Source organism: Streptomyces sp. NPDC058274, assembly GCF_042881375.1.
Classification (GTDB): domain Bacteria; phylum Actinomycetota; class Actinomycetes; order Streptomycetales; family Streptomycetaceae; genus Streptomyces.
The window spans coordinates 121,045-138,122 of the sequence record NZ_JBHVXW010000024.1 but is presented as its reverse complement, the minus strand read 5'-3'; the positions used below and the strand labels follow the sequence as shown (position 1 = coordinate 138,122).

At 69.7% G+C, this 17,078-nt stretch carries 17 protein-coding genes and 1 tRNA gene; 6 read left to right on the top strand and 12 right to left on the bottom strand.

Features of this window, described 5'->3' with window-relative positions; all coding sequences use genetic code 11:
• Positions 1-6 precede the first annotated feature (6 nt).
• The 4 genes from ACFVYF_RS33915 (at position 7) to ACFVYF_RS33900 (ending at position 4,553) form a co-directional block, all read left to right on the top strand.
• Positions 7-1,584 (top strand): NADH-quinone oxidoreductase subunit M, encoded by a 1,578-nt coding sequence (locus tag ACFVYF_RS33915; RefSeq protein WP_389461592.1) that lies wholly within the window; start codon positions 7-9, stop codon positions 1,582-1,584.
• Positions 1,581-3,080, top strand: coding sequence for an NADH-quinone oxidoreductase subunit N (locus tag ACFVYF_RS33910; RefSeq protein ID WP_389461591.1), 1,500 nt, complete (start codon positions 1,581-1,583; stop codon positions 3,078-3,080). The genes ACFVYF_RS33915 and ACFVYF_RS33910 overlap by 4 nt, the downstream gene beginning before the upstream one ends.
• Positions 3,081-3,300: 220 nt before the next feature.
• A complete protein-coding gene (htpX, locus tag ACFVYF_RS33905) occupies positions 3,301-4,164 on the top strand; it encodes a zinc metalloprotease HtpX (protein ID WP_389461589.1) in 864 nt (287 codons plus the stop codon).
• Positions 4,161-4,553, top strand: a complete 393-nt coding sequence (locus ACFVYF_RS33900) for a YccF domain-containing protein (protein WP_389461588.1) — start codon at positions 4,161-4,163, stop codon at positions 4,551-4,553. The genes htpX and ACFVYF_RS33900 overlap by 4 nt, the downstream gene beginning before the upstream one ends.
• A 415-nt stretch (positions 4,554-4,968) precedes the next feature.
• Here the strand turns inward: ACFVYF_RS33900 and ACFVYF_RS33895 are convergent, their stop codons facing one another.
• A complete protein-coding gene (locus ACFVYF_RS33895; RefSeq protein ID WP_389461621.1) occupies positions 4,969-6,327 on the bottom strand; it encodes an APC family permease in 1,359 nt (452 codons plus the stop codon).
• A 142-nt stretch (positions 6,328-6,469) separates the two neighbouring features.
• Here ACFVYF_RS33895 and ACFVYF_RS33890 point away from each other — a divergent pair, with 142 nt between their 5' ends.
• Complete coding sequence (locus ACFVYF_RS33890) at positions 6,470-6,736, top strand: GlsB/YeaQ/YmgE family stress response membrane protein (RefSeq protein ID WP_383282510.1); 267 nt, start codon at positions 6,470-6,472, stop codon at positions 6,734-6,736.
• A gap of 97 nt (positions 6,737-6,833) precedes the next feature.
• On the opposite strand, the gene ACFVYF_RS33885 is transcribed toward ACFVYF_RS33890, so the two are convergent.
• Positions 6,834-7,322: a YajQ family cyclic di-GMP-binding protein gene (locus ACFVYF_RS33885; protein WP_389461586.1), complete on the bottom strand. Its 489-nt coding sequence runs from the start codon at positions 7,320-7,322 to the stop codon at positions 6,834-6,836.
• Between the two features lie 221 nt (positions 7,323-7,543).
• Here ACFVYF_RS33885 and ACFVYF_RS33880 point away from each other — a divergent pair.
• Positions 7,544-7,625 (top strand) — tRNA-Tyr (locus ACFVYF_RS33880).
• Between the two features lie 164 nt (positions 7,626-7,789).
• Here the strand turns inward: ACFVYF_RS33880 and ACFVYF_RS33875 are convergent.
• The 10 genes from ACFVYF_RS33875 to ACFVYF_RS33830 all read right to left on the bottom strand — a co-directional run bounded on the left by ACFVYF_RS33875 (position 7,790) and on the right by ACFVYF_RS33830 (position 16,901).
• Entirely contained in the window at positions 7,790-9,157 is a 1,368-nt protein-coding gene (locus tag ACFVYF_RS33875) for a tyrosine-type recombinase/integrase (RefSeq protein ID WP_389461584.1), read from the bottom strand.
• A gap of 69 nt (positions 9,158-9,226) precedes the next feature.
• Positions 9,227-9,415, bottom strand: a complete 189-nt coding sequence (locus tag ACFVYF_RS33870; protein ID WP_138045206.1) for an AlpA family transcriptional regulator — start codon at positions 9,413-9,415, stop codon at positions 9,227-9,229.
• Positions 9,416-9,850: 435 nt separating this feature from the next.
• Entirely contained in the window at positions 9,851-11,332 is a 1,482-nt protein-coding gene (locus tag ACFVYF_RS33865) for an ATP-binding protein (protein ID WP_389461582.1), read from the bottom strand.
• A 2-nt stretch (positions 11,333-11,334) separates the two neighbouring features.
• Positions 11,335-12,189 carry a bifunctional DNA primase/polymerase gene (locus ACFVYF_RS33860; RefSeq protein ID WP_389461581.1) on the bottom strand — a complete coding sequence of 285 codons (855 nt, stop codon included), beginning with the start codon at positions 12,187-12,189 and terminating at the stop codon, positions 11,335-11,337.
• Positions 12,190-12,281: 92 nt separating this feature from the next.
• On the bottom strand, positions 12,282-14,123 hold the full coding sequence (locus tag ACFVYF_RS33855; protein ID WP_389461579.1) for an ATP-binding protein: 1,842 nt from the start codon (positions 14,121-14,123) through the stop codon (positions 12,282-12,284).
• A gap of 343 nt (positions 14,124-14,466) precedes the next feature.
• Positions 14,467-14,775 (bottom strand): hypothetical protein, encoded by a 309-nt coding sequence (locus ACFVYF_RS33850; RefSeq protein ID WP_389461578.1) that lies wholly within the window; start codon positions 14,773-14,775, stop codon positions 14,467-14,469.
• On the bottom strand, positions 14,775-15,134 hold the full coding sequence (locus ACFVYF_RS33845; RefSeq protein WP_389461576.1) for an RRQRL motif-containing zinc-binding protein: 360 nt from the start codon (positions 15,132-15,134) through the stop codon (positions 14,775-14,777). The genes ACFVYF_RS33850 and ACFVYF_RS33845 overlap by 1 nt, the downstream gene beginning before the upstream one ends.
• Positions 15,134-16,111 carry a DUF2637 domain-containing protein gene (locus ACFVYF_RS33840; RefSeq protein WP_389461574.1) on the bottom strand — a complete coding sequence of 326 codons (978 nt, stop codon included), beginning with the start codon at positions 16,109-16,111 and terminating at the stop codon, positions 15,134-15,136. The genes ACFVYF_RS33845 and ACFVYF_RS33840 overlap by 1 nt, the downstream gene beginning before the upstream one ends.
• On the bottom strand, positions 16,108-16,641 hold the full coding sequence (locus ACFVYF_RS33835) for a hypothetical protein (protein ID WP_389461572.1): 534 nt from the start codon (positions 16,639-16,641) through the stop codon (positions 16,108-16,110). The genes ACFVYF_RS33840 and ACFVYF_RS33835 overlap by 4 nt, the downstream gene beginning before the upstream one ends.
• Positions 16,638-16,901 (bottom strand): DUF6284 family protein, encoded by a 264-nt coding sequence (locus ACFVYF_RS33830; RefSeq protein WP_389461570.1) that lies wholly within the window; start codon positions 16,899-16,901, stop codon positions 16,638-16,640. Before ACFVYF_RS33830 ends, ACFVYF_RS33835 begins: the two co-directional genes overlap by 4 nt.
• Positions 16,902-17,078 lie beyond the last annotated feature (177 nt).

Here is a 17,078-nt window from a genome sequence, read left to right as displayed (position 1 = left end):
GCAGGCGTGATCGATATCAGCGAATCCGTGATGCAGATCCTTCTGGCATTCATCGTCGTCGGCCCGCTCATCGGCGCCGCACTGGCCCTGCTGCCGGCTCCGCCCGGGCTGAAGGGGAAGTCGCCCGACCAGGCCGTGCTGCGGCACGGGGTGGTCGTCACCGGCGTGGTGCTCATCGCCGCGATCGTCCTCGCGCTCGGCTTCGACCACGACCATCCGTCAAAGATGCAGGCCACGACGGACATCAGCTGGATTCCCGCACTGGACGTGCGCATCCACCTCGGTGTCGACGGCATTTCCCTCCCCCTCCTGGTCCTTACCGCGCTGCTGACCTTCCTCTGCGCGCTGTACAGCTACTTCAAGATGCCCGCGGGCCCCACCCCGAAGGCGTTCGTCGCACTCGTGCTCGTCCTCGAGTCCGGCACCCTCGCGACCTTCGCCGTCCTCGATCTGCTGCTGTTCTTCCTCGCGTTCGAGATGGTGCTCATTCCGATGTACTTCCTCATCGCCCGCTGGGGCGGTGCGCAACGGCACGAGGCCGCTTGGAAGTTCATCCTCTTCACACTGCTCGGATCCGTCGTGATGCTGCTGGGCCTGCTCCTGATCGGAATCAAGGCGGGCACATTCGACATGGTGGCACTCGCCACTGACAACGGCCGAGGACTGACCACATCCGTGCAGGTCATCGCCGTTTTGGCGATCGGAATCGGGCTCGCGGTCAAGACGCCGATGTGGCCTTTGCACAGCTGGCTGCCGGACGCCCACACCGCCGCGCCCACGGTCGGCTCGGTCCTGCTGGCCGGGGTCATGCTGAAGATGGGCACATACGGTTTCGTCCGAATCCTTCTCCCTGTCGCGCCGGAGGGCATGCACACCTTCGCGCCCTACCTCGCGGCGCTCGCGGTGGTCGGCATCATCTACGGATCCCTGGCCTGTCTCGCCCTCGCCAAGCAGGGTGCGAAGGGCGATCTCAAGCGCCTCATCGCGTACTCCTCCGTCGGCCACATGGGCTTCGTCCTGCTCGGCATCTCGACGATGACCCCAACCGGCGTGAACGGCGCGCTGTTCGCCAACATCGCCCACGGCCTCATCACCGGCCTGCTGTTCTTCCTGGTCGGCGCGCTCAAGGACCGCACGGGCAGCACCGACCTCGACACCCTCGCGCAGGAGACCGGCGCGGCCCTCTACGGCAAGGCACCGCGCCTCGGCGGCCTGCTCGCCTTCGGCGCGGTCGCCTCGCTCGGGCTGCCGGGCCTCGCCGGGTTCTGGGGCGAAATGCTGGCCCTGTTCGGCGCGTTCAAGCCCGCGGACGACCTCAGCCGCCCCGCGTATCTGACCTTCATGGCGATCGCCGCCTTCGGCACCCTGCTCACCGCCGCGTACATGCTCGCCGTCGTGCGCCGGGTCTGCATGGGCGCCGTGCCGCAGCAGGACGCCCCGCGCCTCGCCGACGTCCAGAGCTACGAGTTCGCGGCCTGGACCCCGCTCGTCGCCCTCACCGTCGTCGCCGGGCTCTGGCCCAAGGCCCTGCTCGGCCTCACCGATCCGGCCGTGCAGCAGCTCCTCGCAGGAGGCACCCGATGAGCTCCCTGGTCCAGTCCGTCGACTGGCTCGCGATCGCGCCGCCCACCATTACCGCGGTGGTCGGACTCGTCGTGCTCGTCGCCGACCTCTTCGTCGGCGACGCCAGGAAGGCGCTGCTCGGCTGGGTGTCGGTCGCGGGACTCGCCGCGTCCGCGCTCATGCTGCTGCCCCTCGTGGACGGCGACCGTGCCACCTTCTGCCTGACCGGCGACGCGAACGCCTGCAGCTATACGGCGGACCGGTTCACGCTCGTCATCCAGTTCCTGGTCCTCGGCGGAGCGCTCCTCGCGGCCCTGCTGTCGGTCACGGCCCTCAAGGACGCCAACAAGGGACTCCCCGAAGGGGAGTACTGGTTCCTGCTGCTCTCCTCCGCCGCCGGCGCGGCCCTGCTGCCCGCCTCCCGCGACCTCGCGACTCTCATCGTCGCCCTGGAAGTCGCCTCCCTGCCCGCCTTCGCCCTGGTCGGCATCAAGCACGGCGACAGGAAGTCCTCCGAAGCCGCCCTGAAGTTCTTCCTGTCCTCGGTCACCGCGACCGCCGTCAGCCTCATGGGCGTCAGCTTCGTGTACGCCACGACCGGCTCCCTGTACCTCACGGAGATCGCGGACAAGATCCAGCACGTCGACGGACAGTTCCACACCCTCGCCCAGACAGGCGTCGTCCTCACGCTCATCGGCTTCGCCTTCAAGACGGCCGCGGTGCCCTTCCACTTCTGGGTCCCCGACACCTACGTAGGGGCGCCCCTGCCGATCGCCGCCTACTTGTCGGTCGTCGGCAAGGCGGTCGGCTTCTCCGGCCTGATCCTCGTCACCTTCGTCGCCTTCCCTTCGTACGCGGACGTCTGGGGCCCCGCGCTCGCCGTGCTGGCCGCGCTCACCATGACCGTCGGCAACGTCGGCGCCCTGCGCCAGCAGTCCACGCGCGCGTACAGCGCGGTACGGCTGCTCGCCTGGTCCTCCGTCGGCCAGGCCGGCTACCTCCTGGTGCCGATCGCGTCCGCCGCCTACTCCAAGGACGCCGAGAAGGCCATCGGCTCCACCGTCGCGTACGCCCTGATGTACGCCGTCGTGAACCTCGGAGCCTTCGCCGTGGCCGCCCTCGTGGCCCGTACGAGCCCCCTGAACCGCATCAGCGACTACCGGGGCCTGTACGCGGCAAGCCCCCTCTCCGCGCTGTTCCTCGGCTTCTTCCTGCTCTGTCTCGCGGGGCTGCCACCGGGCATCATCGGCCTCTTCGCCAAGGTCACGGTCTTCTCGGCGGCGGTCGACGCGGGACTCGGCTGGCTGGCCGTCGTCATGGCCGTCAACGTCGTGATCGCGCTCTTCTACTACCTCCAGTGGACGACCCTGCTGTTCCGCGCCCCCGAGGGCGAGACCGCCACCCACCGGATCCCGGCCCCGCTCACGGCGGCGATCGCCCTGACGGCGGTCCTGGGCATCGCCCTCTCCGGAGCACCCCAGCTGGTCCTGCGCTTCTCGGACACCGGACTCTTCTGACCGCGCCCGCACTTCTCCTGACCGCGTCCGCCTGAAACGGCCCGCACGCGCGCGTGGCAGCCGTCCGCCATCACCCGGACAGCCCACGCCCGCGGTCGCGCGCACAAGGGAACTAGTGCTCTCCGCCTGGCGTTGACCAGTACGGGAGGGTCCACTGAAGAGTGGACGCAGCGCATCAGCAGACAAGGGTCCCCCTGCCGCACCACTAGGAGGGCGTACCGTGCACCGCCGGCACAACGGGCTCAGGACCGCCGTACTCCTCGGGGGACTGTCCGCACTCATCATCGTCATCGGCAGCTTCTTCGGGCGTACGGGCCTGATCATCGCCCTCGTGATCGCGATCGGCACGAACGCGTACGCGTACTGGAACAGCGACAAGCTGGCGCTACGCGCGATGCGCGCCCGTCCGGTGAGCGAGTTCGAGGCCCCGGCCCTGTACCGCATGGTCCGTGATCTCTCGACGCAGGCCCGTCAGCCCATGCCGCGCCTGTACATCTCACCGACCGAGGCGCCGAACGCGTTCGCGACGGGCCGCAACCCTCGCAACGCGGCGGTGTGCTGCACCGAAGGCATCCTCCGCCTGCTGGACGAGCGCGAGCTGCGCGGAGTCATCGGCCACGAACTCAGCCATGTCTACAACCGCGACATCCTGATCTCGTCCGTCGCCGGCGCCCTCGCCTCCGTGATCATGTTCCTGGTCAACTTCGCCTGGCTGATCCCGATCGGCCGTTCGAACGATGACGAGGGCCCGGGCATCCTGGGCCTGCTGTTGATCATGATCCTCGGCCCGCTCGCCGCGTCCCTCATCCAGCTCGCGATCAGCCGTTCCAGGGAGTACGAGGCGGACGCGTCCGGCGCCCAGCTCACCGGAGACCCGCTCGCCCTCGCCAGTGCCCTGCGCAAGCTCGAGATCGGCACCAAGCAGCTGCCGCTGCCCCCGGAGCCGCGCATCGAGACGGCGAGCCACATGATGATCGCGAACCCCTTCCGCCCGGGTCAGGGACTGTCGAAGATGTACTCCACGCATCCGCCCATGGCGGAGCGCATCGCCCGGCTCGAAAAGATGGCAGGTCGCCCCCAGTGAAGACAATCCTGAACGTCATCTGGCTCGTCCTGAGTGGCTTCTGGCTGTTCCTCGGGTATCTGCTCGCGGGCGTGCTGCTGTGCATCACGATTATCGGCATCCCGTTCGGCATCGCCGCGTTCCGCATCGGCGTCTACGCCCTGTGGCCGTTCGGCTATACGACGGTCGAGCGCCGCGACGCGGGCGCGCCCTCCTGCGTGGGCAACGTGCTGTGGCTGGTCCTCGCGGGCTGGTGGCTCGCCATCGCGCACATCGTGACCGGCATCGCCCTGTGCATCACGATTATCGGCATCCCGTTCGGCATCGCCAACTTCAAGCTCATCCCGGTCTCCTTGCTCCCGCTGGGCCGCGAAATCGTGCCCACGGACGAGCCGTTCGCGACGCGCTGAGGCCGTCGGGGGCGCGGCCGCCGAAGTACGCTCCGGTGGCGTCCGCCCGGGAAGCCGCGTTCCACGACGCCCTGGAGAACCCCCACACGCGGGCCCTGTGGTGTCCCCGTGGCCCGACTTCCGCATACGTACGGCTACGGCGTCCCAGTAGCCGACGGGCCGCGGCTGGCTGCCGCATCCGGCGACTCGTCACTCTCGCCCCTTTGACGGGCCCGTAGCCCGCCGGCCGGAACCCGCTGCCCGGCACTTTCAGCCCAGTGCCAGGCACGAGCCCGCTCGAGGCCGCCCGCTGCTCACCCCCGGGTCCGGTTCCCGGGCCAGGGTTCCCGGCACCCGGCACCCGGCACCCGGCACCAGCACCCAGCTCCTCGTACTCCGCGACTCGGCTACCGCAAGGTAGGTCGCCCGGACTCGCCTACCGCAAAGCCGCCCACTTCCGAATGCCGTACGCAGCCGCACCCGCCGCCAGCACAGCCGCCCCCACGACCACCGACACCCCCGGCAGCGCGAACGCCAGAGTCACGCACCCGACGAGCCCCAAGGCCGGCAGGACCCGGGAGACCGGAGCCGAACGGAGCGTCCAGGCGGACGCGTTGGCCACCGCGTAGTACGCCAGCACCCCGAAGGAGGAGAAACCGATGGCACCCCGCACATCCACCGTCGCGGCCAGCACCGCGACCACCAGACCCACGGCCAGTTCCGCCCGATGGGGCACCTGGAAGCGCGGGTGCACGGCGGCCAGGGCGCCCGGCAGATGCCGGTCACGCGCCATGGCCAGGGTTGTCCTGGAGACACCCAGGATCAGAGCCAGGAGTGAGCCGAGAGCGGCCACGGCCGCGCCCACCCGCACCACCGGCACGAGCCCGGGCACACCAGCCGCCCGTACGGCACCGGCCAGCGGCGCCGAGGCCCGCCCGAGACCGTCGGCACCCAGCACGGAGAGCACCGCCACGGCCACGGCCGCGTACACCACCAGTGCGATACCGAGGGCCAACGGGATCGCACGCGGGATGGTGCGCGCCGGCTCCCGTACCTCTTCACCCAGGGTCGCGATCCGCGCGTACCCGGCGAAGGCGAAGAACAGCAGACCGGCCGCCTGAAGCACCCCGCCCATCCCATGGGAGAGCCCGATGCCCAGCCGCCCGGCGTCCGAGGCGCCGGAGCCCAGACACACGACCACCACGGAAGCGAGGGCTGCGAGGACCAATGCCACGATCACCCGGGTCAGCCAGGCCGACTTCTGGACGCCGCCGTAGTTCACGACGGTCAGGACGACCACGGCCCCGACCGCCACCGCATGCGCCTGACCCGGCCAGACATAGGCGCCCACGGTGAGTGCCATCGCCGCACAGGAGGCCGTCTTCCCGACGACGAACGACCAGCCCGCCAGATATCCCCAGAAGGGCCCGAGCCGCTCGCGACCGTAGACATAGGTGCCGCCCGATGCGGGATACAGGGCTGCCAGCCGCGCCGAGGACATCGCGTTGCAGTAGGCGACCACGGCGGCGACGGCGAGCCCGAGCAGCAGTCCGGAGCCGGCCGCCCGCCCCGCGGGACCCAGGGCCGCGAAGATCCCCGCACCGACCATCGACCCGAGCCCGATGACGACCGCGTCGCCGACCCCGAGCGTCCGACGCAGCTCAGCACCCTCGGCGCTGCGCCCGGCCGCCGGCGTACCAGAGCCCTGCGGGCCGGCCGCCTGCCCTTCACCGGGCAGTCGCCCTCCGTGCTGTCCCGAACCGGACTGTGTCATGGGCCGCACCCTACTGATCAGTGCAACCGACCGGCGCCGAGGAGACGTCCTCCCTCGCAACAAGAGACCAACACCGGCGCGACCAGCGGTTTGCGCGCATGAACACAGACTGGCCGGAGCAGGAGTACAGCGCAGGCACAGTACGGAGAGGCAGGTTCACGGCATGACCATCATCAGCTGGATCATTCTCGGGCTGTTGGCCGGAGCCATCGCCAAGTTCCTGCTGCCGGGACGCGACCCGGGCGGGTTCATCGGTACGACCCTCATCGGGGTCGCGGGCGCCTTCATCGGTGGCTGGATATCAGCACGCTGGCTGGACCACCCGATCAGCAAGCAGTTCTACGACGGCGCCACCTGGGCCGCCGCGATCGGCGGCTCGCTCGTCCTGCTGATCGTCTACCGCATCCTGTTCGGCGACTCGCGCCGCTGAGCGCGAACCCGCAGCCGGCAGACGAGGAAGGCGGGCACCCAGGGCGCCCGCCCTCCTCGTACGTGCAACGAACCAGCCGCCGACCGCGGTTGGCGGACTACCGGTAGTTCACGAACTGCAGCGCGAAGTCGAGGTCCTTGCCCTTGACCAGGGCCTGGACGGCCTGCAGGTCGTCACGGCTCTTCGAGCTGACGCGCAGCTCGTCGCCCTGGACCTGCGCCTTCACGCCCTTCGGGCCCTCATCGCGAATGATCTTCGCCACCTTCTTGGCATTCTCCTGGGAGATGCCTTCCTCGATGGACGCGAAGATCTTGTACTCCTTGCCGGACAGCTGGGGCTCGCCGGCGTCCAGCGCCTTCAGCGAGATCCCGCGCTTGACCAGCTTGGTCTCGAACACATCGAGGATGGCCTTCACCCGCTCCTCGGAGTTCGCCTCCATCAGGATCTTCTCGCCGGACCAGGAGATGGAGGCGCCCACGTTCTTGAAGTCGTAGCGCTGCGAGATCTCCTTGGCGGCCTGGTTGAGGGCGTTGTCGACCTCCTGCCGCTCGACCTTCGAGACGATGTCGAAACTGGAGTCGGCCATGTCCTGTGGCTCCTTGTATCGGGGTGCGGATCGGGGTGCATAGGGATGCAGGGGCGGCCGTCGAGCCCGGCATCGGGCCCGGGCCGCACCCGCACAAGCCTAGCCACCCCCTACCCGCCGAGGCCTGATCAATCGGGTGGCGAAGCACCCCCGGGCATCAGGTATCGTTTACGTCGTTGCCACGGAGCGCCGCCCAAAGCGGTCCTCACGGCAGCAACCCCGGCGGTGTGCCCGAGCGGCCAAAGGGAGCAGACTGTAAATCTGCCGGCTCAGCCTTCCCAGGTTCGAATCCTGGCGCCGCCACACGACCGAAAGGGTCTGTGAACAGCAGCAATGCTGATCACAGGCCCTTTCGTCGTTCGCGGACACGGCGAGATCGTTATGGGTGCTTTTTCCCAGTGTGTCTCACCCTGATTCGGGTGCTGACCAGCCCGTGTGGGGCAGGTGTGGGGCAGCTTTCGGCTCGCCTAGCTGCCGTTCTTCAATGCGCGTTCGATCCGGGCGTTCGCCGTGGCGGCGCCGCCGTCCAGGCACTTCGCGTAGACCCGGAACAGCACGGCCACACTGTGGCCTGCCCGTGCGGCCACCTCCTGCGGTTCCACGCCTGAACTGAGCCACGTGGACACGGCGGCGTGGCGAAGGTCATATGGACGCTTCGCCAGCAGCGACGCGCATTGAGCGGGCGTGAGAGCGCGCGCACGGGCTTCCGCCCACACTTCGCCGTATCCGGTGTCCTGGATGAGTCCGCCGCGCTGCGTTCGGAACAGTCGCCCGTCGGGGGCGACGCCGTACGCCGTGACGTGCCACCGCAGCAGGCTCACGAGGTCGGGCGGGATCGGCACCGTACGGACTGCCTTCCGTGGCCTGTGCTTGAGCCCTCTCCGGTCGTGTGCCTCGCCGCTGTCCGTCCAGGCCGACCCGGAGCGCGGGCGGGTCTCCCGGAGCCGTAGAGTGCCCCATCCCCGGCGGGGCAGGTCGCAGTCCTGGAGGCGCAGGCCGATGACTTCCGCCGGCCGTGCTGCCGCGTAGTACATGCAGCCGAAGAACGCGACCAGGCGCCGCCCACGGGGGCTCTGCCTACGCACGGCATCGAGCAGGGCGAGAGCCTGCCGGGGGTCCGGCACTGAGGCGGGGTCCAGTTCCTCCGCCACCTGTTCCGGGGACTTCCACTGCACCTGTGGCAGGGGGTTGTCCGTCAACCGTCCGGCGTCAACGGCGTAACCGAGAGCGTTGTGAAAGATGGCCCGCTTCCGGCGGATGGTCGACGCTGCCGCCGTGGTGCCGTCCAATTTCTTGGTCAGCGCGTCCAGAGCGGCGCGTACCTGCATACGGTCCGCCAGCGCCGACGTGGGCAGGGATTTCCGCTCGAACCATGCCAGCACTTCGGTCACCTCGTCGGGCGGGTCCTGGTCGCGGCGGCTCACGTTGAATGCCCAGCTATAGAGGGCTGTTCGTACCGTCTGGGCATCGGCCATTCCCTTGGTGTCTCTGACGAGAGCGGGCGTAACGGTGGCCATGGCTTCCGCGAGCGTCCGACGGGTGGAGCCGGGGGAGTGCTGCCACTTCATCTCGATGTACTCGCGGGCGTGCTGATACCAACTGACGTCGTTGCGCTGTCGCAACTCGGAAAGGGGTACCCCTGTGGACTCATCGAACGGCTCGCCAGCGTGCGCCGCTCGCAACAGCTCAGCGCGTCGGCCCTCTGCCAGGGTCTTGGTGCGGAACGTCTGAGAGTGCGGAGTCTCGCCCGTCTTCCAGCGCAGTTCCGCAGAGGTCTGTCCACGGTCCTTACGCTGCCGGACGGACCAGATGCGAACGTCGTACGTCTTCCCCATCGGGGGCCTTCCTGCGAACGGGGCCCGGCAAGAGCCGGGCCCCAGGGGTGGGTGGGACAGTCGGTGCGATCAGTAGGCGGGGGAGTCCAGGTTGCTGAGCCAGTCGTCCAGGTCGTTGCGGCGGACCCGCAGGTGGCCGTTGGGCAGCTTCACGAGTCGCGGTGCCTGCCCGCGGGCGCGCATGCGATAGAAGGCGGCGCGGCTCATGCCGATCTCGGTGAGGACTTCGGGGAGCTTGAGCATCTGGGGGCGGGCCATCGTTGCTACTCCTCGCTGGGGCTGGTCGTGGATTGGGTGGATGTGTCCCAAGCCCGGATTTCTGCGTCACCCGCGCCATCAGCGTCATTTGGTGCTGTGACCTGCGGTTTTGGGTGACACGGCGGATCGGGGCTGCGTCACCGGTTCGTCATCGGTTGCGTCACCGGGTGACGCAGGTGACGCGGAATGACGCAGAGAAATCCGTCTGCGTCACCATTGCTGGCGCAGGTCAGTGGCCGCTTTCCGGCCGTGGTGACGCGGGTGACGCAGCGTCTTCCTACTTAGGACAAAGAAGGAGCTGCCTGTAGTACTTGGGTGCGGCTCAGAGCGTGAAGAAGGAGCCGCTGCGCGGCGCGACCTTGGGGCGGCGTTCCGCCGAACAGCAAGAGGAGCACGTGCTCCTCTTGCTGTTCGCTTGTGCCTGCGGAGCGTGGGTCAGAACGCCCGGGTCTGTTCGTCCGGGGTCGAGGTCGGGGGGAGTGTGCGGGTCATTTCGAGGTATCGGCCGGCCTTGGTGCGGCCCGCTTCAACGACGACGCGGCGAGCTGCCAGGGTGGGCTGGAGGCGCTTGAGGCGGTCCGAGAGGACTTTGCCGGTGGTCGGCCACCCCTTGGGCAGGGGACGGCAACCTTCGCCGCTGTAGAGGCTGCTGAGGCACGCGAGCCACTCCGTGGACGTCATCCGCTGCACCCCACCCGGCTCGATGGTCTCGGCGTGCAGTAGGACGGTCTGTGCGAGGAGGTCACCCTCGATCACGTCGTCGTTCAAGTCGTCCAGACTCGCCCGGTACGCCGGCAGAGCCCCGAGCCCGGTCGCGGCGTCGAACTGCGCGCACAGGTGGGCGAAGTCCGCCATCCGCAGGTCGGTAGGTGTTTCCGCCTCCACGGCGCGGACCTTGACCGTGAGGTCGAGGAGCGAGCCGAGGACGACCGGCAGGACTTCCGCGTAGTCGGCCCACAGTTCGGCCTCGGTGCGCCGGACCTTGGGACGCTCCAATCGCAGCGGCAGGAGACGGTCCGCGAGGTCGGGGCGGATGACGCCGACGTCGATGCCGGTGAGGAGCAGCGGGCGGCGGTAGCCGACGCGGAAGACGTCCCCGTCGGTGAACAGAGCCCGCTTGACGCTCTCGGCTCCGGTCACGATGCAGCACATCGCGTCCGACAGGTCCGGCGTGACGTGGGAGAGGTTGTCCAGCGCGGTGACCCATCCCGCCGCCACCGCTGCGATCAGGCTTTCCTCATCCTTCGGCGCCCGGCGCAGGTCACCGCTCATCCCCTCGATGATCCGGGTGAGCATCCGTCCCCCGGTGGACTTGCCCGCGCCCTGCGGGCCGGTGAGGAACGGCGCGGGCACGGGCACGGAGGGTCCGAGGCAGCCGATCAGCCACACGATGGCCAGGCACTCGGTTTCCGCGTTGGCGAAGTTGCACAGCCGCATCAGCAGGTCAATGCCCTTGCCATCGGTGTCCTTGACCGGCAGCGGCAGTTCCCCGGTGAGCTGGGTGCGCCGCCAGCACACTTCGCGCGGGTCGGGGGTGAGGATGTCCCAGCCCGCAGGGTGGATGCGGGCGGACTTCCCGTCGTCGCGTCCCAGGTCCAGCCACGTCGCCCCGTCGAACCCGGGGGCCACGCGGATATGCACGGGCTGCACGTCCTCGGTGAGCGCGAGCGCTTCAATCAGGTCCAACGCCTCTTTGAGCGCAGACCCGTTGAACGCGCCCCGACCGTCCCGGTACAGGCCGACCATGAGTTCCTGCCTGTGGCTGCCCGTCGTGCCCTGGGAGCGGATCGGGCGGGCCACGGGGTGGCCCTTCTTCTGCGCGTACACGGTTCCGTCGGCGGTGCGGAAGTAGCGGAAGTGTTCTTGCGCGTAGTCCGCGATGACTTCACGGGCGGGAGTCTTGTCGTCCTCAGCCATGGCTACAGTCCCAACCTGGTGCGGGCGTTGGTCCACGCGTCCGTGCAGTGCCGGGGCGATTCGCCCTTGGCCTGCGCTGCGGTGAACAGCCGCGCGGTGTGGGTCTCGGTGAGGCAGCCGCACCGGCCGTGCGTGGACAGCACGGCAAGGAACGTCCGGTAGACGGTCGCGTGCACCGCCTCCCCGGCCTCAGTGATGCGCTGCTCCGCCATGGCAATCCCACGGTCCAGGTAGGTCGGCGTGCGGTGAGGGCACACCCCGCTCGTGCTCGACGCGGGCACCGTGACGGCCACCGGCCGGGCCGGGGCCGGCTCCTTGACGGTCAACGCGCGCACGGCGTCCGGCAGGGCCGTCATGGTGCCGGTGCCGGGTCCGAGCCACCGGGCGTAGGCCATGGTCGACTTGATGTCGACGCCGGGCCGTACGGCGTTGGCGGACTGCATGGCGCCCCGGTAGATCCAGTGCTCTCCCCGGGTCGTCGGCATGGTCCGCGTGGCGGACAGGTTCGCGCGTGCCCACGTGATGGCTTCGTGGTTGTCGAGGTCCACGACGGTGAGGCGGGCGCCTCCGGGGTGGTAGGCCACGCCCGCCGTTTCCCGCCACGCCCGTGTCCACGGCGTCGAGTTGATGACGTTCGGGTCGGTGGTGGCGGCGGCCCAGCCGTGGCATGGGTTTGGGCAGGTGCAGGGGCCGGGGGTCTTCATGTTCGGCCGGCCACCGCAGGCGTTCTTGGCGCAGGTGGGGCAGTTGCCGAACGGCACCTTCCCTGCCCGTAACGGCAGCACGGGCACGCCGGAGGCTGCAAGGCAGAGAGCCGTGGCGAGATGGTCTCGCCGGATGTCGGTTGGTTGGGTCATGCTGGAGGTCTCCAGTTCGTAGGTGTGCTGGATTGGCGGCGGCCCCGGTTCTTGGTCGGATGGGGGCCGCCGTTGTCGTGCGTTGGGGGTGGTCAGGCCGCTTGCTGGCCGGGCAGGAGCCGACCGTCTGCGGTCCGGTGGATGGCTCCGTCGGCGGTCAGGGCGCGGATCTCGCGGGAGACGGTGCCTTTGTTCAGGCCGGTCCGGTCGGCCACGTCCTTGGCCGTCCGCGCTCCCGCCTGTACGGCTGCCAGCACCTTGTCCCGGTTGCTCAGCGCCCCGGACGGTGGGGCGGTGTCTTTGACCAGGTGCAGCGAGCGCGGCGCTTGTCCGCCGGCCGTCTGGTCCGGAGTCCAGATCGATTTGGGCAGTGCGCGGACGCCCGCGTCGTCCAGGGTCCAGGTGCGGAGCATGCGCGGCCCGTAGCCCTTGAGGTATCCGTGGCCCCGGTATTCGCGGCCCTCGGGGATCTGGTGCGGTGCGTAGTGCGCGCAGTCATCGAGCGCGACCTGGGCTTGTGTCGTGCCGGCCACTCGCAGCGAGAACCTGGTGAGGAGGTTCGGTGCGATCAGCTTGTGCACGCCCGGCGCCCCGCCGTCGGTGAGCGGGTATTGGGTCGCCCACCACAGGACGACTCCGCGCGAGCGGCCGAGTGAGGACAGCTCGATCAGGCGTTGCAGCCGGTCTTTGTCCTTGCTGATCAGGGCAAGGATCACCTGCCCCTCGTCCACGACGACGGTGAGCTGACGTCCGTCCCACACGCTGATGCCGCGCTGCTTCATGTCGGCCTTGCGGCGGGTCATCTCCGCGTGCGCGTCGTCCACCGCGTCCGTGATCTCCTCCCGCTCCACGGCGACGCGGCACGCGTGCTCCCAGATGTTTGCCTCTTCGCCCTTGCCGTCGATGAGCAGCAGGTCCCCGCGCAGGTGGGCGGTGGCCATGAGCGGGCGGAAGGACCAGGACTTGCCGGTGCCGGACGCGCCGGACACCAACAAGCGCTCATCGAACGGGATCAGGACCTCATCCCCGGTCTCGGTGTCCAGAGCGAGGCTCATCACGGTGGGATCGGCCGGGATGCGGTCCGGGGTCCAGAGCGAGGAAACGCCCGCGGCTGCCGACCGGGTGGCCAGCGTGATGACGGCCCACCCTCCGCGCGAGGCGGACGTGATCCGTATCCGCAGCGCGGTACGGGCACCGAGCAGCGCACGGATGGAGTCGACCTTGTCCGCGAGCGTCTTGACCGTCCACGTCCCGTCCAGCCGGACCTCGCACCGGATTCCGCCCGCCTCCATGGCCGGGGGCGTTGTCACCGTGCCGGACAGGCCACGGTCGGGGGCGTGCTCGACCCAGTACGACGGGTCGAGCCGTTCCATGAGCTGCCGCTCTTCCAGCGAGACCGACTCATCGACCGGCACCCGCAGTTTGCGCCGACCGAGGGCGAGACCGGCGATGTTCGCGCCGATCAGCGCGGCCGACGTGGCGGCCGGCCACAGCGTCAAGTTGGAGGCGGACATGACCACGGACGTGATGACCGTGGGCACGGCGTGCACCGTGTGCGCCTGAATCGCGCGGGCTTTGAGCGTGCTCGGGTAGTTCACCCGCGCCGCCTTGAGCTTGGCGCGCGTGTCCCGCTCGTGCCGCGCGGCTGCCTTGCTCGCCACCCGCGCCGCCCGACGACCGGCCGCAAACGGATTGTTCGACGCGGCGCGCGCCGTGAGCTGCTGCGACTTGGCCGTGGCGCTCGTAGACCGGGCGGCGTTGTGCTCCTTCTGCGCGGCCATGAGCGCCTTCAAGTGCTCGGGGGTACGCAGCTTGTTCCGCCGATCCGCTTCCAGGTCCCAGCGGACCGCGAACGGAACACAGACGGGCGCGAGCGAATCCAGCGCGCTATTGGTGGTGTTGGCGGTGGTCGACCATGCTTGCTTCCAGTCCACGAAAGGGTCCTCCAAGACCGTGGATGAGGGCCGGTGCGCCGTCGCATGGCGCACCGGCCCGCCCGAGTTGCAGGGAGCAGCGCCGTCGGTTGCACCGAGGGCACCGGTTGAACCCCTGCAACTGCCTGTGACCTGCGAAGTTGCAGAGTTGAGCAGTGGGGAGGGTGGGGGCCCTACGCGCACGCGCGCGTAGAGCGCCGGAAAACAGGTCCGTGCAACCCCCTCGCGGGCCCCTGAACGGCCGTTCGCGAGCCCGGGGTTCTCACCCCACGCGCGAGGGGGGTCGGACGCTCTCCGGGACGTCTACGGCTTCCCGTCCGTCCGGGGCGGGCGGGAGGCCGGTTCAGCCCTTGGGGCGGGCCAGTTTGAGGGTGACGCCCCCGATGCCGATGGGACCGGCGGTCTGAGCGATGACGGTGGCGGTGTGGGCGGCGGCGTCGAGCAGCGCACACAGCGCGGCGACCAGTCCCCAGCAGCCCATCGCGGCGGCCCCTGCAACGACCAACGGGAGCAGGTAGTGCCGTATGGGGCGGCCGTCGTGGTCGGTGGTGTGGACGACGATGACGACCGGTTGTCCGGTGGCTTCGGCGCGGCGGTAGGCGTCGGCGGGTATGTGCGGGGCGATGATCCCCGGCGGGTCACGGTGTGCCATCAGGGCTTCTCCCTCGGGACAGTGGAGTCGGCGCAGGGGACGCACGCGCCGAGCGAGGTGGGGATGACGTATCCGGCATCACGCCGGCAGGCGGGGCAGATACGCCGGGCGCGGTTCGCGCGGGCGAGCGCCGCCCGCCGGGCCGGGGTCATCGGCCGGACGGGCTTCGCCGCCTCGATGCGGTAGAGGTAGGCGATGAGCGGGCCGCGTCGTCGGCGGGGGCGCTGGAGTTCGGCGGCCACGTCCTGGCCACCGGGCCGCAGCCCGATGGCGCGGAGTTGCCGGCGGGTGGCCAGACCGTCCGGGGCGAGCCGCCACTGGTAGACGGGCAGCGTCCCGGTGGTGGGTGCGGTGGTCATCAGTGGCCCATGCCGGCCAGTTCGACTGGCACGCCGTTGACGGGCCCACGGAGTTCGGCGTACCGGGTGGAGACCCAGCCCACCGACCACCCGCACAACTCAGCTGCCGTGCGAACGGACATGCCCTCCGCGTGAGCGGCGGCCACGATGGCGCGCGCGTCGTCCTCGGGCAGCTTCTCGTCCACGGGCCCGGCGGACAGCAGCGCGGCGCGTTCACGGGCGGCCCGCTCCTCCCGCGCCCGCCGCTCACGTTCGGCACGTTCGGCGGCCTCGCGTTCACGGTGTTCACGCTCCCGCTCACGCTGTTCACGCTCACGCTCGATGCGTTCACGGCGCTCCCGCTCGGCTTGCTCGCGGGCCTGCTCGCGCTCGCGTTCCTCACGCCGTGCGGCAGCTTCCCGCTCGCTCTGTTCACGGGCCATGCGGGCTTCGTGCTCACGCTGTTCACGCACCAGCGCGGCGGCGTGCTCGCGTTCCTCCCGAGCCTCGGCACGGGCCCGCTGCTCGCGCTCGCGGGCCGCCTGCTCCCGCCGCTCCCGCTCGGCCCGCTGGTCGGCTTCCAGCGCGGCCACGGCTGCGGCGATGGCGCGCCGGTAGGCGAGGCTGGTCTCTGCCGTGACGATCAGCAGCAGCGGTGCGACCGAGTGGACGGCCACGCCGACCAGGTCTTTCTCCAGTGCGGAGTCGGCGGTGTTGAGGGCGAGCGTCATGAGCCCGGTCATCCACCGCAGCACGATGGGCCAGCGTCCGCCGTGCCCACCGAGGCGAGCGAGCACATCATCGAGCTTGACCACGATGACCACGGCAGCGTCCACCACGAGCGGGAGGATCGGTGCCGTCCAGTCCCACTCATTCGCCGTGTGCTCCGCCATCAGCGGCGTGACCGTGAGGATCGAATACAGCATCGCGCCGAACACGATCAACCACGTGCCGCCCGACAGAGCGCGCTCCGCTGAACGCGTCTGAACACTGTTCACGCTGCACCCCCCAACGCCCTCGGAACGGCGGTGCCGGCGCGGTGGAATCCGTTGGAGGCGGCGTTGTAGATGAACGCTTCGCAGCGCCAGGTGAACGCGGCGGGCGGGCGTTCATCGCACCGCTTCCACGCGTGATCCGCCGGGAATCCGTGGGTGGCGGTGTCGGCGTGCGCGTCCTCGCGGGAGGCGTAGACGGCGTGCGGCTCGCCGTGGTGCAGCAGCACCGTGAGCGTCTCGCCGTCCACCAGGCCACGCCGCTGTTCCTCGCGCAGCCGCCGGAGTTCGATGTCCTTCAACAGGAGTTCCTGTTGCGCGGCGGACAGCTCCCGCATGGCCTGCGTGAGGGTCGCGCCCACTTCGGTGGTGGTGGCCTCGGCACGCTCCGCGCGGTCCGTGGCTGCGTAGAGCTCCCGCACGCTCCGGCCGAACGCCTCGGCCGCCGCACCGCAGGCTTCCCGGGCAGACTCGGCTGCCGCGCCTGCCTCGGCTTCCAGCCGGGCCAGTCGGGCGGTGGTGGTGAGGCGGATCATGCGGCACCGCCCGACTGCCCGGCCGTGCCGTTGAACTGGTCACGGTGGGCGGCCAACACCCGGCGGCGGGCCCGGCGGATACGCCGCTCGTCCAGCTCGGTCGGGGTGCGGTCGATGACGATGATCTGCGCGTCCAGAAGGTCCAGCTCCGCGCGGATGACGGGCATCTCGCGCTCGATGGCCTCCAGATCCGCATCCGTCGGCTCCATGAAGTCGGCGAACGCGGTAACAGCATCCTGAACAGTGACGATGTGGCTCATTGGGTCGTGTTCTCCCTTGCAGGTGGAACGGCCCGAACAGCGGCCCCGGTGTTCGAGCACCGGGGCCGCGCGCCGTTGAAGTCGGTAGATCCGGCTCCCCTCAGCGCTGCTCGTACGAGACGAGCAGCGGAGGCAACCGGCCGCAGCGTTGAACTGCGGGAGGTCAAGTCGCGCTGT

Bases quoted from the DNA above. Each gene is read 5' to 3' on its own strand.
- ACFVYF_RS33910 (WP_389461591.1), top strand. From the start codon at position 1,581: ATGAGCTCCCTGGTCCAGTCCGTCGACTGGCTCGCGATCGCGCCGCCC.
- ACFVYF_RS33890 (WP_383282510.1), top strand. From the start codon at position 6,470: ATGACCATCATCAGCTGGATCATTCTCGGGCTGTTGGCCGGAGCCATC.
- ACFVYF_RS33885 (WP_389461586.1), bottom strand. From the start codon at position 7,322: ATGGCCGACTCCAGTTTCGACATCGTCTCGAAGGTCGAGCGGCAGGAG.
- ACFVYF_RS33875 (WP_389461584.1), bottom strand. From the start codon at position 9,157: ATGGGGAAGACGTACGACGTTCGCATCTGGTCCGTCCGGCAGCGTAAG.
- ACFVYF_RS33870 (WP_138045206.1), bottom strand. From the start codon at position 9,415: ATGGCCCGCCCCCAGATGCTCAAGCTCCCCGAAGTCCTCACCGAGATC.
- ACFVYF_RS33865 (WP_389461582.1), bottom strand. From the start codon at position 11,332: ATGGCTGAGGACGACAAGACTCCCGCCCGTGAAGTCATCGCGGACTAC.
- ACFVYF_RS33860 (WP_389461581.1), bottom strand. From the start codon at position 12,189: ATGACCCAACCAACCGACATCCGGCGAGACCATCTCGCCACGGCTCTC.
- ACFVYF_RS33850 (WP_389461578.1), bottom strand. From the start codon at position 14,775: ATGGCACACCGTGACCCGCCGGGGATCATCGCCCCGCACATACCCGCC.
- ACFVYF_RS33845 (WP_389461576.1), bottom strand. From the start codon at position 15,134: ATGACCACCGCACCCACCACCGGGACGCTGCCCGTCTACCAGTGGCGG.
- ACFVYF_RS33835 (WP_389461572.1), bottom strand. From the start codon at position 16,641: ATGATCCGCCTCACCACCACCGCCCGACTGGCCCGGCTGGAAGCCGAG.
- ACFVYF_RS33830 (WP_389461570.1), bottom strand. From the start codon at position 16,901: ATGAGCCACATCGTCACTGTTCAGGATGCTGTTACCGCGTTCGCCGAC.